The 12,423-nt window shown below is 62.3% G+C and carries 11 protein-coding genes; 8 read left to right on the plus strand and 3 right to left on the minus strand.

Going from position 1 to position 12,423, the window contains the following annotated elements; translation table 11 throughout:
• Positions 1-104 precede the first annotated feature (104 nt).
• Positions 105-1,007, minus strand: coding sequence for a LysR family transcriptional regulator (locus L6D82_RS20900; protein WP_236191406.1), 903 nt, complete (start codon positions 1,005-1,007; stop codon positions 105-107).
• Positions 1,008-1,122: 115 nt separating this feature from the next.
• Between L6D82_RS20900 and L6D82_RS20905 the strand changes: the two genes are divergently transcribed.
• Together L6D82_RS20905 and L6D82_RS20910 are read left to right on the plus strand one after the other, a co-directional pair.
• Positions 1,123-2,001, plus strand: a complete 879-nt coding sequence (locus tag L6D82_RS20905) for an MBL fold metallo-hydrolase (protein WP_236191408.1) — start codon at positions 1,123-1,125, stop codon at positions 1,999-2,001.
• Between the two features lie 46 nt (positions 2,002-2,047).
• Complete coding sequence (locus L6D82_RS20910) at positions 2,048-2,662, plus strand: NAD(P)-dependent oxidoreductase (protein WP_236191410.1); 615 nt, start codon at positions 2,048-2,050, stop codon at positions 2,660-2,662.
• Positions 2,663-2,857: 195 nt separating this feature from the next.
• Here L6D82_RS20910 and L6D82_RS20915 read toward each other — a convergent pair whose 3' ends face one another.
• The gene (locus L6D82_RS20915; protein WP_074688417.1) at positions 2,858-3,736 is read right to left on the minus strand and encodes a LysR substrate-binding domain-containing protein; all 879 of its coding nucleotides are present in this window, start codon (positions 3,734-3,736) and stop codon (positions 2,858-2,860) included.
• A 139-nt stretch (positions 3,737-3,875) separates the two neighbouring features.
• Between L6D82_RS20915 and L6D82_RS20920 the strand changes: the two genes are divergently transcribed.
• The 6 genes from L6D82_RS20920 to L6D82_RS20945 all read left to right on the plus strand — a co-directional run bounded on the left by L6D82_RS20920 (position 3,876) and on the right by L6D82_RS20945 (position 11,300).
• Positions 3,876-5,513 (plus strand): 5-guanidino-2-oxopentanoate decarboxylase, encoded by a 1,638-nt coding sequence (locus L6D82_RS20920; protein WP_236191411.1) that lies wholly within the window; start codon positions 3,876-3,878, stop codon positions 5,511-5,513.
• Entirely contained in the window at positions 5,510-6,961 is a 1,452-nt protein-coding gene (locus L6D82_RS20925; RefSeq protein ID WP_102687224.1) for an aldehyde dehydrogenase family protein, read from the plus strand. Before L6D82_RS20920 ends, L6D82_RS20925 begins: the two co-directional genes overlap by 4 nt.
• A 217-nt stretch (positions 6,962-7,178) precedes the next feature.
• Positions 7,179-8,282: an extracellular solute-binding protein gene (locus tag L6D82_RS20930; RefSeq protein ID WP_064599076.1), complete on the plus strand. Its 1,104-nt coding sequence runs from the start codon at positions 7,179-7,181 to the stop codon at positions 8,280-8,282.
• A gap of 192 nt (positions 8,283-8,474) precedes the next feature.
• The gene (locus L6D82_RS20935) at positions 8,475-9,383 is read left to right on the plus strand and encodes an ABC transporter permease (RefSeq protein WP_102718053.1); all 909 of its coding nucleotides are present in this window, start codon (positions 8,475-8,477) and stop codon (positions 9,381-9,383) included.
• Entirely contained in the window at positions 9,380-10,228 is an 849-nt protein-coding gene (locus tag L6D82_RS20940; RefSeq protein WP_007960165.1) for an ABC transporter permease, read from the plus strand. Before L6D82_RS20935 ends, L6D82_RS20940 begins: the two co-directional genes overlap by 4 nt.
• A gap of 16 nt (positions 10,229-10,244) precedes the next feature.
• The gene (locus tag L6D82_RS20945; protein WP_236191414.1) at positions 10,245-11,300 is read left to right on the plus strand and encodes an ABC transporter ATP-binding protein; all 1,056 of its coding nucleotides are present in this window, start codon (positions 10,245-10,247) and stop codon (positions 11,298-11,300) included.
• Here the strand turns inward: L6D82_RS20945 and L6D82_RS20950 are convergent, their stop codons facing one another.
• The gene (locus L6D82_RS20950) at positions 11,301-12,230 is read right to left on the minus strand and encodes an AraC family transcriptional regulator (protein WP_236191416.1); all 930 of its coding nucleotides are present in this window, start codon (positions 12,228-12,230) and stop codon (positions 11,301-11,303) included.
• Positions 12,231-12,423: the final 193 nt, after the last annotated feature.

Genomic DNA, 12,423 nt, shown 5'->3' on the forward strand with positions numbered 1-12,423 from the left:
GCTGCAAGCTTCGAGCTTCAAGATTGAAGCTTCAAGATTGACGCAGGCTCTCCGCTCTCCGCTTGGAGCTCTCCGCTTGCAGCTTGCAGCTTGCAGCTTGCAGCTTAAAGCTGATCCCACTGCGGGTTTTCGGGAAAACGCTGCACCAGAAAATCCAGCATGCAGCGCAGCGCCGCCGGCATGTGCTTGCGCGAGGCATATACGGCGTAGATGTTCATCTGCCGAGGCTCGGCGTGGGGCAGCAGGCGAACCAGTTCACCGCTGTGCACATGCACCCCGGCCTGATAGGTCGGCAGCATCGCGACCCCGGCGCCGGCCAGAGTCGCGCGCAGCAGGGTGCTGGCCTCGTTGGCGCTGATGTTGCCCTGCACCGGCACCGAAACCGGTTCGCCATCTTCCTCGAAGTGCCACAGGCTCTTGCCGAAATAGGAATGGGTAAGGCAGTTGTGCCGGCTCAGATCCTCGACCCGTTGTGGCTGCGGATGTTCCTGCAGATAGGCGGGCGCCGCGCAGACCACCGAACGGCAGACTGTCAGTCGCCGGGCGATCAGGTTGGGATCGAGATCGTTGCTGGTGCGGATCGCCAGGTCGATGCGCTCGTCCACCAGGTTCACGGTGCGATCGAGCATTTGCAGGTCGATGTTCACCCCCGGATACGCTTTGACGAACGCCGCCATGGCATCGGCCAGTTGCGCATGGCCGAACGAGGTACTGACGCTGATCCGCAGCAAACCCCGTGGCGCATCGGCAGGTTCGCTGACGGCGGCCTGCATGTCGCCGGACAGCTCCAGCATCTGCCGGCAGCGCGGCAGGATTTCGTTGCCGGCGGCGGTCAGGCTCAACTTGCGCGTGGTGCGGTGCATCAGGCGCGCGCCGACCCAGTCTTCCAGTTCCGCCAGATAGCGCGACACCACCGGCCGCGACAGGTCCAGGTGATCGGCCGCCGCCGACTGGCTGCCCAGATCCACTACCGTGACAAACACCCGCATTGCTTGGAGACGATCCATGATTTGCCCGCTTTCAGAAACAAACTATGTTCAAGCATCGCATTTTTTGTAACGAGTCTGGCAACTAAGCTCTGTCCCCATCGCCAAGCACGGCATTCGAACAGCGGAGCAACCCATGATCGGCTTCACCACCCTCAAGCGCGTTTTACTGGCCACCGCCACCCTCGGCTTTGCTGCCCACGCAGCGGCTGCGAATCTGACCCTCGATGTCTACAACCCGGGCACCCATGCGATCTTCCCGGTGACCTCGGTGCTGGTCAGTGGCGAGAAGGACGCGATTCTGGTGGACGCGCAGTTCGGCAAATCCCAGGCCGAGCAAGTGGTGGAAAAGATCCGCGCCAGCGGCAAGCAACTGACCACCATCTACATCAGCCACGGTGACCCGGATTACTACTTCGGTCTCGACACCCTGACCAAAGCCTTCCCGGACGCCAAGGTGCTGGCTTCGCAACCGACCGTTGATCACATCAAAAAAACCGTCGACGGCAAGCTTGCGTTCTGGGGTCCGAAAATGGGCGCCGACGTGCCGGCCAAAACCATCGTGCCGGGCGTGCTCAAGGGCGACAGCCTGATGCTCGAAGGTCAGAAATTGCAGGTGGTTGGTCTGGAAGGCAAGCAGCCGGATCGCAGCTTCGTGTGGATTCCTTCGCTGAAAGCCGTGGTCGGTGGTGTGGTTGTCGCCGAGAACATTCACGTGTGGATGGCCGACACCCAGACTGCGCAATCCCACGCCGACTGGCTGGAAACCCTGCACTCGATCGAAACCCTGAAACCGAAAACCGTGGTGCCGGGTCACTACCTGGGTGACAGCGCCCGTTCGCTGGCGGCGGTGAAATTCACCGCCGACTACATCAAGGCGTTCGATGCCGAAACCGCCAAGGCCAAGGACTCTGCCGCGCTGATCGCCGCGATGAAAAAACGCTACCCGACACTGGGCGAGGAAAGCTCGCTGGAGCTGAGCGCCAAAGTCGCCAAGGGCGAGATGAAGTGGTAACCCGAATCTGAAAAACGCAGCACTCTCAAGCCAACTGGAGAATGTCATGAGCAAGATCGCAATCATTGGTGCCACCGGCCGTGCCGGCAGCCAATTGCTGGAAGAAGCCCTGCGTCGCGGCCACAGCGTCACCGCCATCGCTCGGGATACCTCGAAGATCGGCGCCCGCGCCGGTGTGGTCAGCAAGAATGTCGACGTGCTGAATGCAGCCGCGTTGCAGGACGCCGTCGCCGGCCACGATGTGGTGATCAGCGCAGCGCATTTCGCCACGGTGCCGGCGAGCGCGCTGATCGGTCCGGTGAAACAGGCCGGGGTGAAACGTCTGCTGGTGGTCGGCGGTGCCGGTTCGCTGTTGCTGCCGGACGGCACCCGCGTGATCGACAGCGCCGGTTTCCCGGCCGAGTACAAGGCTGAGGCCAGCGCCGGTGCGGCGTTCCTTGATGCCTTGCGTCAGGAAAAGGAACTGGACTGGACGTTCCTGTCGCCGTCGGCGCTGTTTGTCGAAGGCGAGCGCACCGGCAAGTTCCGCGTGGGCAAGGATGACTTGCTGGTGAGTGCCGAAGGGCAGAGCTCGATCAGCTTTGCCGACTATGCGATTGCGTTGATCGACGAAGTGGAAACGCCGAAGCATTCGCGTCAGCGGTTTACTGTCGGTTATTAAGTACTGAAAAGCCCCTCACCCCAGCCCTCTCCCGGAGGGAGAGGGAGCCGATCGTGGGATGCTTGAAAATTACGCCGACTTGAACGGGATGTATTGAATCCATAATCGCCCAGATTTTTCAGGTCGATGTATTACGTAAGACACCTCGGTCAGTTCCCTCTCCCTCCGGGAGAGGGTTAGGGTGAGGGCAAGGCCTCACCGCGTATGAGCCTGCTCAACCAACCACCCCATCAACTCCTGCAATTTCGCCGACGGCTCCGACGCCGGCGCCACGATGTAATAGCCCAGTCCCGTCTTCACCTTCAGATCGAACGGCATCACCAGTCGCCCGGCGTTCAAGTCGTCGCCGATCAGTGACCAGTCGCCGATCGCCACCCCCGTCCCGTGGGACGCCATCGACATCGCCTGATCCAGCGTTTCGAAATGCTGACCGCTGGCGATATTGCTCAAGTGCAGTTCGGCGGCTTCGAGCCAGAGAGTCCAGTCGTCATCCGTGTGAGTCGGGTGCAGCAGCAGATGCTGTTGCAGATCTGCCGGTGTGTGCAGGGCCGGCCCACCGTTGAGCAGCGTCGGCGAGCAGACCGGCGTCAGTTGTTCATCGAACAGGTGCAGGGTGGCGGGTGAGTCGTGGGGCGCGGTGCCGTAGATCACCGCTGCGTCGAACTGCTCGCGATGAAAATCCACCCCGTGTTGCAGCGACGCCGTGAGTTTCACCGGCACGTCCGGGCGCTCGCGCTGCCATTGCAGCAGGCGCGGCAACAACCAGCGCATCACGCAGCTCGGCGCCTTGAGTTGCAAGGTCTCGCGTTTGGCGCCGATCTGCTCCACCGAGTCGCCGATCAGGCTGAACACCTGCTGCACCCGTGGCAGCCATTCGCGACCTTCGGCCGTCAGCTCCAGGCCTCGGGCCAGGCGAATGAACAGCTCATAACCCAGATGTTCCTCAAGCCCCGCGATCTGCCGGCTCACCGCGCCTTGGGTGATGTGCAACTGCTCGGCGGCCCGGGTGAAGTTGCAGCACTGCGCGGTAATCAGAAACGTGTGCAGGGCGGGCAGGGGAGGCAGTCGTTTCATGTGGATCCAAGGTATGACGTGAGGACATGGCTAGTATGAGCTTTTATCGATTGTTGCGGCTACGGGTCGCCCGTTTCAATGAGGCCAATCACCGGTTCCTTTAAAGCCCGGTGCCTCAACGAACAAGAAGGGCAAAGACATGGCGACGTGTGGCGAAGTACTGGTCAAGTTACTCGAAGATTATGGGGTCGAGCAGGTGTTCGGCATCCCCGGGGTGCATACCGTGGAGCTGTATCGCGGGCTGGCCCGTTCGAGCATCAACCACGTCACCCCGCGCCACGAACAGGGCGCCGGTTTCATGGCCGACGGCTACGCCCGCACCAGCGGCAAACCGGGTGTGTGCTTCATCATCACAGGTCCAGGCATGACCAACATCACCACCGCCATGGGCCAGGCTTACGCCGATTCGATCCCGATGCTGGTGATCTCCAGCGTGCAGTCGCGCAGTCAACTGGGCGGCGGTCGCGGCAAGCTGCATGAACTGCCGAACCAGAGCGCACTGGTCGGCGGCGTGGCGGCGTTCTCCCACACCCTGATGTCGGCGTCCGAATTGCCGGGCGTGCTGGCCCGTGCTTTCGCGCTGTTCCAGGCTGGGCGTCCGCGTCCGGTGCACATCGAAATTCCGCTGGACGTGCTGGTCGAAGAAGCCGACGAACTGCTCGCCAGCGTGCCGGTCAACATCGACCGCGCCGGTGCTGCGCCGGCCGCCGTGAGCCGCATGACTGAACTGCTGGCCGGCGCTCAGCGTCCGCTGATCCTCGCCGGTGGCGGCGCCATCGACGCAGCGGCCGAACTCACCGAACTGGCCGAGCTGCTCGACGCACCGGTGGCCCTGACCATCAACGCCAAAGGCATGCTACCGTCCAGCCATCCTCTGCTGATCGGATCGACCCAGAGCCTGGTGGCGACTCGCGCTCTGGTGGCCGATGCCGACGTGGTGCTGGCGATCGGCACCGAGCTGGCGGAAACCGACTACGACGTCACCTTCGCCGGCGGCTTCGAAATCCCCGGCAAGTTGCTTCGCGTCGATATCGATCCCGACCAGACCGTGCGCAACTACCCGCCGCACGTGGCGCTGGTGGCCGACTCGCGCAACGCTGCGCAAGCATTGCTGAGCGCGCTGTCGCACAAACCGCTGGCCGAGCGCCGCAACGATTGGGGTCAGGTGCGTGCCGCGCGTCTGCGTGAAGACCTGGCTGCGACCTGGGATGCCCCGACGCTGGCCCAGACCCGTTTCCTCGAAACCGTGCTGCACGAATTGCCGAACGCAGTGTTCGTCGGTGACTCCACGCAACCGGTGTACACCGGCAACCTGACGTTCAACCCGGAGCGCCCGCGCCGCTGGTTCAACTCGTCCACCGGTTACGGCACCCTCGGTTACGCCTTGCCGGCAGCGATCGGCGCGTGGCTCGGTGGCAACCTCGAACACGGCGCACGTCCGCCGGTGGTGTGTCTGATCGGCGACGGCGGTCTGCAATTCACCCTGCCGGAACTGGCCAGCGCCGTCGAAGCGCGCACCCCGGTGATCATCCTGCTGTGGAATAACCAGGGTTACGAAGAAATCAAGAAATACATGGTCAACCGCGCCATCGAGCCGGTGGGCGTGGATATCTATACCCCGGATTTCATCGGTGTGGCCAAGGCACTGGGTTGCGCAGCAGAAGCGATCAGCTCGGCCGAACATTTGCGCGGTGCACTGCGCGCCGCCACCGATCGTCAGGGCCCGACCCTGATCGAAATCGACCAGACCCAATGGATGAAGGCGGTGGCCCAATGATCAATTTCCCGACCACACTCGACGGCCTGTACATCAACGGCCAATGGTCCGCCGGCCGCGAACATCTGCGCGTCATCAACCCGGCCACCGAAGCGCTGCTGACCACGGTCAATGGCGGTGACGAAAGCGCCGTCAACCAGGCGGTAGCGGCGGCGACCGAAGCCTTCAAGGGCTGGTCGAAAACCACCGGTGCCGAGCGCGCCGCGATACTGCGCAGCATCGCCAATGGCGTGCGCAACGGTCGCGAACATCTGATGAAGTTGCAGTCGAGCAACAACGGCAAACCGCAGTTCGAAGCGGGCATCGATGTCGACGACGTGATCGCCACCTTCGAGTACTACGCCGAACTCGCCGAAGGCCTCGATGCGAAACAGAACAGCAATGTGCCGCTGCCCAGCGATGACTTCAGCGCACGTCTGCGCCGCGAGCCGTGCGGTGTTGTCGGGCTTATCGTGCCGTGGAATTTCCCGATGGTCACCACCGCATGGAAACTCGCGCCAGCTCTCGCCGCCGGTTGCTGCGTGGTGCTCAAACCGTCGGAAGTCACACCGCTGCCGGAGCTGGAACTGGCGACCATCATTGCCGAATCCGGTCTGCCAAAAGGCGTGTTCAACCTGGTGTGCGGCACCGGTCTGGCAGTCGGCGCGCCGCTGTCGGCGGACCCGCGCATCGCCAAGATTTCCTTCACCGGCAGTAACGCCGTGGGTGTGCAGGTGATGCAGCGCGCCGCTGAAACCGTGAAGGGCGTGAGCCTGGAACTGGGCGGCAAATCCTCGCTGCTGATTCTGGAAGATGCCGACCTTGATCTGGCGGTGGAACTGGCCTGCGGTGGCGGTTTCTTCAACGCCGGGCAGATGTGTTCGGCCACCAGCCGAGTGCTGGTGGCCGATGAAATTGCCGATGAATTCCTGATTCGTCTGAAGGCCCGCGCGGAAAAAATCCGGGTGGCCGATCCGTTCGATCCTGAAGTCGAGATGGGCGCGCTGGTCAATCAGGCGCAGTACCAGCGTGTGCTCGGTCACATCGACCGTGGCCTCAGCGCCGGGGCCAAGCTGATCTGTGGCGGTAATCGTCCGGCCGATCTGCCGCGCGGATATTTCTTGCAGCCGACGATCTTCACCGAAGTGCCCCTCGACAGTGCGCTGTGGTGTGAAGAGATTTTCGGCCCGGTGATCTGCGTGCGCAGTTTCGCTTCGGAAGCGGAGGCGATTGCCCTGGCCAACGACAGTCAGTTCGGGCTGGTCGCCAGTGTCGTCACGCGCAATGCCGAGACCGCGGATCGGGTCGCCAACGCCCTGCAGGCGGGGCTGGTGTGGCTCAACGCGCCGCAGGTGATCTTCCCGCAGACCGCGTGGGGCGGCTACAAACAGAGCAGCATCGGCCGCGAATTGGGGCCATGGGGCCTGGCGGCATTTCAGGAAATCAAGCACGTGATTCGCGCGCTCTGAATGCCCGAAAAAGGTCAGCGCATGCCTCGCAACGAGGCATGCGCCGGCGTCATGGCTCCAATGAGTTTTTATCGATAGTCAGGTGTTTTGCACGACCTCAGGATGAACCCGCAGACCACGCTCAAGCCCTTTGAAACCGGGCGCTTGAGCAATTTCGGTCAGGCAGATGCAAGGGTTGCGATCAGTCTCATACTTACAAGAATAATGGGAGTCCTAAATGGGCGAGCACGATCTGAACAGGCGTCAATTCATCAAAACCGTCGGTGTGGCCTCGGTGGCTGCGGCGGCCATGAGCATGCCCTTCATCCGGGCCAGTGCCAGCGACACCCGCTTTGCCGGCAAGACCCTGCGCCTGTTGACCTGGTCCGATGACACGGGCCTCGCCGCACTGCGCAACATCGCTGCAACGTTCGAAGCCAAGACCGGCGCCAAAGTGATTGCCGACCGTACCGGCAGCACCTCGGAAATGGTCGCCAAGCTCAAGGCCGGTGGTGACCGCCCGCAGTACGACATCATCACCCTGGCTGGCGTCGGCGCCGAAGGTCTGGCCGCTGCCGGACTGCTGGAAAAACCCGATCTCAACCGCATTCCCAACCTGGTCGACGTCCCGGAAAAATACCGCACCGGGGCCAACGGTCACGGCATCGGTTACCTGCTGTGGTGCAACAGTCTGGTTTACAGCACTCGCACCCAGACCACCGCGCCGGACAGTTACGCGGCACTGTGGGACGCCGATCTGGCACCGAACATTTTCCTGCCGCCGCCGAACTGGACCGAGGCCATGGACCTGATCATCATCGCCGCCAAACTGGCCGGGGGTGACGAGCACAACATCGAGCCGGGCTTCAAGAAACTCGCCGAGCTGAAAGACCGCGTGGTGACCCTGGGCGAAAACCCCAACCAGATCGCCGAGCTGTTCCGCACCGGTTCCCTGGACATGGGCGGCCTGTATGCCCCGGCGTTTTTCCCCAAGCAGATCCGCGACCCGAACTATGGCCTCGGCGCCACGTTCGGCATGAAGGAAGGTTTCTACACCGACCTGATGCTTTCGGTGATGCCGAAGAACCGTCCGGGCGACACCGACCTGGCTTACGCCTTCATCGACCACTCTCTCGATCCGCTGGTGCAGGGCAAGATGGCCGAAGACATCTTCAACGGCCCGGTCAATGCCAAGGCGATCATCTCCGCCGAAGCGCGCAAGAGCCCGTTCATCCTCACGCCGGAGCAGATCGCGGAGAAGGCGATCATGCACGACAACGCCTTCCTGGCGACCGTGCATGACCAGTGGATTCGTCGCTACACGGAAATCTTTTCTTCCTGATCGAGTGATGGACGCAGGTTCTTCAAACACCGAAGTACCTGTGGGAGCGAGCTTGCTCGCGATTGCGGACTGACATTCACCGACAGTGTCGACTGACAGATTGCTATCGCGAGCAAGCTCGCGCCCACAGATTTCTCGGTGGATTTGAAGGCAGTGTCTGTCAGTTGTTTTTCCATTGACGAGATCATTGCTATGGAACATCAATCCCTGACCCAACCGGTCGGCGCGGGTGACGCGCGCCCGGCGCGCGGTGTTTCGCCGACCGCGCGGGCGTGGTTTTTCCTCACGCCGTCGATGCTGTTTCTCGGCGTGCTGATTGCCGCCAGCCTGCTGGTGCTGCGCATGAGTGTCGGTACCAAGGGTGCGGAGTGGTCCGGTTTCAGCCTGACCAGTTACGCCCAGTTGCTCGAACCATACTACCTCAAATCGTTGCTGCTGACCTTGCGTCTGGCGCTGATCAGCGCGGTGATCGCCGTGGTGCTGGCGATCCCGGTGGCGTACACCATGTCGCGCCTGACTTCGCCATTCGTGCGACGGATTTTTCTGGCGGCGGTGCTGCTGCCGCTGCTGGTCAACCTGCTGCTGCAAAGCTATGGCTGGCTGGTGATCCTCGGCCCTGGCGGCATGCTCAACCAGACCCTGATGGGCCTCGGTCTGATCAAGCGTCCGATCATGTTGCTGTACAACCAGAACGGCGTGTTGATGGGCCTGGTGCAGACCGCGTTCCCGCTGGCTGTGCTGCCGATTGCCAGCGCCATGCGCGGTGTTGCTCGCAGCTATGAAGAAGCCGCCGCGACCCTCGGTGCCAGCCGCTTTCAAGTGTTCCGTCAGGTGGTGTTGCCGATGAGTCTGCCGGGGATCATCACCGGCGCGACCCTGGTGTTCGCCTACAACGCCAGCAGCTTCGTGGTGCCGCTTTTGCTCGGCGGTCGGCGCGTGCCGATGCTCGCGGTGATGGTGCATGACCAGATCGCCCCGCTGATGAACTGGCCCGCCGCATCCGCCGCCGGTGTGGTGCTGATCGTCACCACGCTCGCCATCATGACCTTGTCCGAATACATCACCGGCCGCCGTCGCCGTCTGCTGGAGGCTTCGCAATGAGTGCCCTGATCAAGAAGCGTCAGTCGCTGTTGCCGGGCGATACCGGCAAGTTCGCCGGCATTCTTTCCGGGATCATTTTGTTCCTGGCCGTGTTGCCGATCCTGACCATGATCGTGATGTCGTTCAGCGGCGCGTCGAACCTCGACTTCCCGCCGAGCAGCTACAGCCTGCAGTGGTACAAAGCGGCGTGGCACACCTTCGTTTCGCCCGATGCCAGCGATGTGCTGAGCCTCGGCCAGGCCATGGGCACCAGTTTGCTGGTGTCATGCCTGACGATGATTTTCGCCACGCTGATCGCGGTGCCGGCGGCCTACGCGCTGACCCGTTGCGAGTTCCGTGGCAAGGGTGTGGCGCTGCAGCTGATGTCGCTGCCGCTGGTGTTCCCGATGGTGGTGCTGGGGCTGGCGTTGCTGCTGGTGTTCGACAGCCTGCCGTTCCACATGACCACCTCGCGGCTGGTGATCGCCCACGTGATTCTGGCGCTGCCGTTCGTGGTGAAGAATTGCACGGCGGCCATGCTTTCCATCGGCAGCGAAGTCGAAGAAGCCGCGCAGATGCTCGGCGCCTCGCCATTGCGCGCCATCGTCGATGTGGTGGTGCCGTTGATGAAGTCGGGGATTCTGGCGGGGATGCTGCTGGCGTTCATCGTCTCGTTCAACGAATTCACCGTGACCTATTTCCTCTACACCATCGACGTCATGACCGTGCCGATCTGGATGTACAGCCGCACTGTGTCATCGCTCGACCCTACCGTGTTCTCGTTTGCCGTGCTGATCGTGCTGATCGACTTTGTCCTGATCTGGGCGCTGGAGAAGCTGGTCGGTGAAGGCGGCGTTTCATTCTGATTTCTTGAGGTGATTTATGTCTGGTCTGATTCTGGAAAACGTCGAGAAACACTACGGCTCGGCCTGCGCGGTAAAAGACGTCAACCTGCATTTGCCCGAGGGCAAACTGGTGTGCTTCCTCGGCCCGTCGGGTTGCGGCAAGACCACGTTGCTGCGAATGATCGCCGGGCTGGAAACCCTCACCGGCGGCGAGATCCGCCTGGACGGCGAGGACATCGGCCACACCCCGGCGCACCTGCGCAACTTCGGCATGGTGTTTCAGTCGCTGGCGCTGTTCCCGCACATGACCGTGGGCGAGAACATCGCCTATCCGCTGAAACTGCGCGGTGTGAGCAAGGCTGATCAACAGGCGCGGGTGGTGGAGTTGCTGGAGCTGATCCAGCTGCAACCGATGATTGATCGCCCGGTGGCCAAACTCTCCGGCGGCCAGCGTCAGCGAGTGGCGATTGCCCGGGCGATTGCCTCGCACCCGAAAATCCTTCTGCTCGACGAACCGCTGTCGGCGCTGGACGCCAAGTTGCGCGAGTCGATGCAGGTGGAAATCCGTCAACTGCAACAACGCCTGAACATCACCACGATCATGGTGACCCACGATCAGCGCGAGGCCATGACTATGGCCGATATCGTGGTGGTGCTGGGTGAGCATCGGGTGCAGCAGGTGGGCACGCCGATTGAAATCTATCGGCATCCGGCCAACGAATTCGTCGCGGACTTTATCGGCTCGGGGAATATTTTCCCGGCCACCGCACTGGGCGATGGCAAGATCGTGCTGCCGGGTGGCGATGCCCTGCAAGTGCCGACCTGCAGCAGCATCGTAGTCGGGCAGAAAGTGAAGATGCTGATTCGTCCCGAAGACCTGCAACTGTCGGCACCGCAGGCTACGGCGGGCAATCGTCTGCTGGGCAAGGTGACGTTTGTGCGGGATATCGGCGCGACCATCGAGACTACGGTGGAGTGTTCCGGGGTGACGTTTACGGCGCTGAGTACGCCGTGTCAGGGCTTCGGGTTGGGGATCGGGCATCCGGTGTCGGTGACGTTGCCGAGTGAGGCGTGTCGGGTGCTCGGCGCCTGATCAGACACTCAATCTCAGGCGCGCCAGATCCCTCAACGGCGGCGCGCCAAACAACCGGCTGTACTCGCGGCTGAACTGCGACGGGCTTTCATACCCCACCCGATACCCGGCCGCCGACGCTTCCAGCCCCTCAGCCAACATCAGGCGCCGCGCCTCTTGCAGGCGCAGCTGCTTCTGATACTGCAACGGACTCATCGCCGTCATCGCCTTGAAACGGTGATGCAGGGTCGAGACGCTGAGGTTCACTTCCTTCGCCAGATCATCAATGCGCAGCGGCTGTTCGAAGTTGCCGTTGAGCCATTTGATCGCCTGGCTGATACGGTGGCTCTGGCTGTTGGCGATGGCAATCTCGTACAGCCGATGGCCCTGCGGACTGCGCAGCAGGCGATAGAGAATCTCCCGGCGGATCAACGGCGCGAGCATGGCGATGTCTTTCGGCGCGTCGAGCAGGCGGGCCAGACGCAGCACCGCATCGAGCATGGCGCTGTCGATCTTCTCCACATACAAACCGCGTCCGGTCGGACGGGTCGGCACGCCCATCGGGCCGGCGTCGGCGATCAGTGCGGTGATTTCCGCCGGATCGATGTCCAGGCGCACGGCGAGGATCGGCTCTTCGGGCGAGACATTCACCACCCGACCGCTCAACGGCATCGAGACCGATACCACCAGGTAATTAAGCGGGTCGTAATTGAAGAATTCGTCCGCCAGCCGTACCTCTTTGCGACCCTGGGCCATGATGCACAGCGCCGGTTGCGCAAGCACCGGGGCGAAGTCATGGGACCGGGTGTGGCGCGACATGACCAGCGAGCCGACGGCAGTGGCATAACTGCCATCTTCGGACGTGTTGCGGCGGATGATGGCCGCCAGTTCCGCGCGCTGCTTTTCCATGTCGGCATCGGGCGGCGCTTGAAAACGATCGAATGACGTCACGTGCGGCATCCTCGGCAAAGTCGGTGGGAATGGAGCAGAGCATAAGTTTGTGCAAGCGCAAGCGGTAGACACATCCTGCGAAATGCTTGCCTGATCCTGCATTGGGTTGTTGGCCCGTCCAGCCATAGCAGGACGCAGATCGTCAGAGTTGCCCGAAACCGGTGTGACAGGACGGTGACAGCAATTCACGACT

It is taken from the genome of Pseudomonas paraglycinae (assembly GCF_021601625.1).
GTDB lineage: Bacteria > Pseudomonadota > Gammaproteobacteria > Pseudomonadales > Pseudomonadaceae > Aquipseudomonas > Aquipseudomonas paraglycinae.

What these genes read in the sequence shown, in the direction of transcription:
- L6D82_RS20900 (WP_236191406.1), bottom strand. Translation starts at nt 1,007, where the DNA reads ATGGATCGTCTCCAAGCAATGCGGGTGTTTGTCACGGTAGTGGATCTG.
- L6D82_RS20905 (WP_236191408.1), top strand. Translation starts at nt 1,123, where the DNA reads ATGATCGGCTTCACCACCCTCAAGCGCGTTTTACTGGCCACCGCCACC.
- L6D82_RS20910 (WP_236191410.1), top strand. Translation starts at nt 2,048, where the DNA reads ATGAGCAAGATCGCAATCATTGGTGCCACCGGCCGTGCCGGCAGCCAA.
- L6D82_RS20915 (WP_074688417.1), bottom strand. Translation starts at nt 3,736, where the DNA reads ATGAAACGACTGCCTCCCCTGCCCGCCCTGCACACGTTTCTGATTACC.
- L6D82_RS20920 (WP_236191411.1), top strand. Translation starts at nt 3,876, where the DNA reads ATGGCGACGTGTGGCGAAGTACTGGTCAAGTTACTCGAAGATTATGGG.
- L6D82_RS20925 (WP_102687224.1), top strand. Translation starts at nt 5,510, where the DNA reads ATGATCAATTTCCCGACCACACTCGACGGCCTGTACATCAACGGCCAA.
- L6D82_RS20930 (WP_064599076.1), top strand. Translation starts at nt 7,179, where the DNA reads ATGGGCGAGCACGATCTGAACAGGCGTCAATTCATCAAAACCGTCGGT.
- L6D82_RS20935 (WP_102718053.1), top strand. Translation starts at nt 8,475, where the DNA reads ATGGAACATCAATCCCTGACCCAACCGGTCGGCGCGGGTGACGCGCGC.
- L6D82_RS20940 (WP_007960165.1), top strand. Translation starts at nt 9,380, where the DNA reads ATGAGTGCCCTGATCAAGAAGCGTCAGTCGCTGTTGCCGGGCGATACC.
- L6D82_RS20945 (WP_236191414.1), top strand. Translation starts at nt 10,245, where the DNA reads ATGTCTGGTCTGATTCTGGAAAACGTCGAGAAACACTACGGCTCGGCC.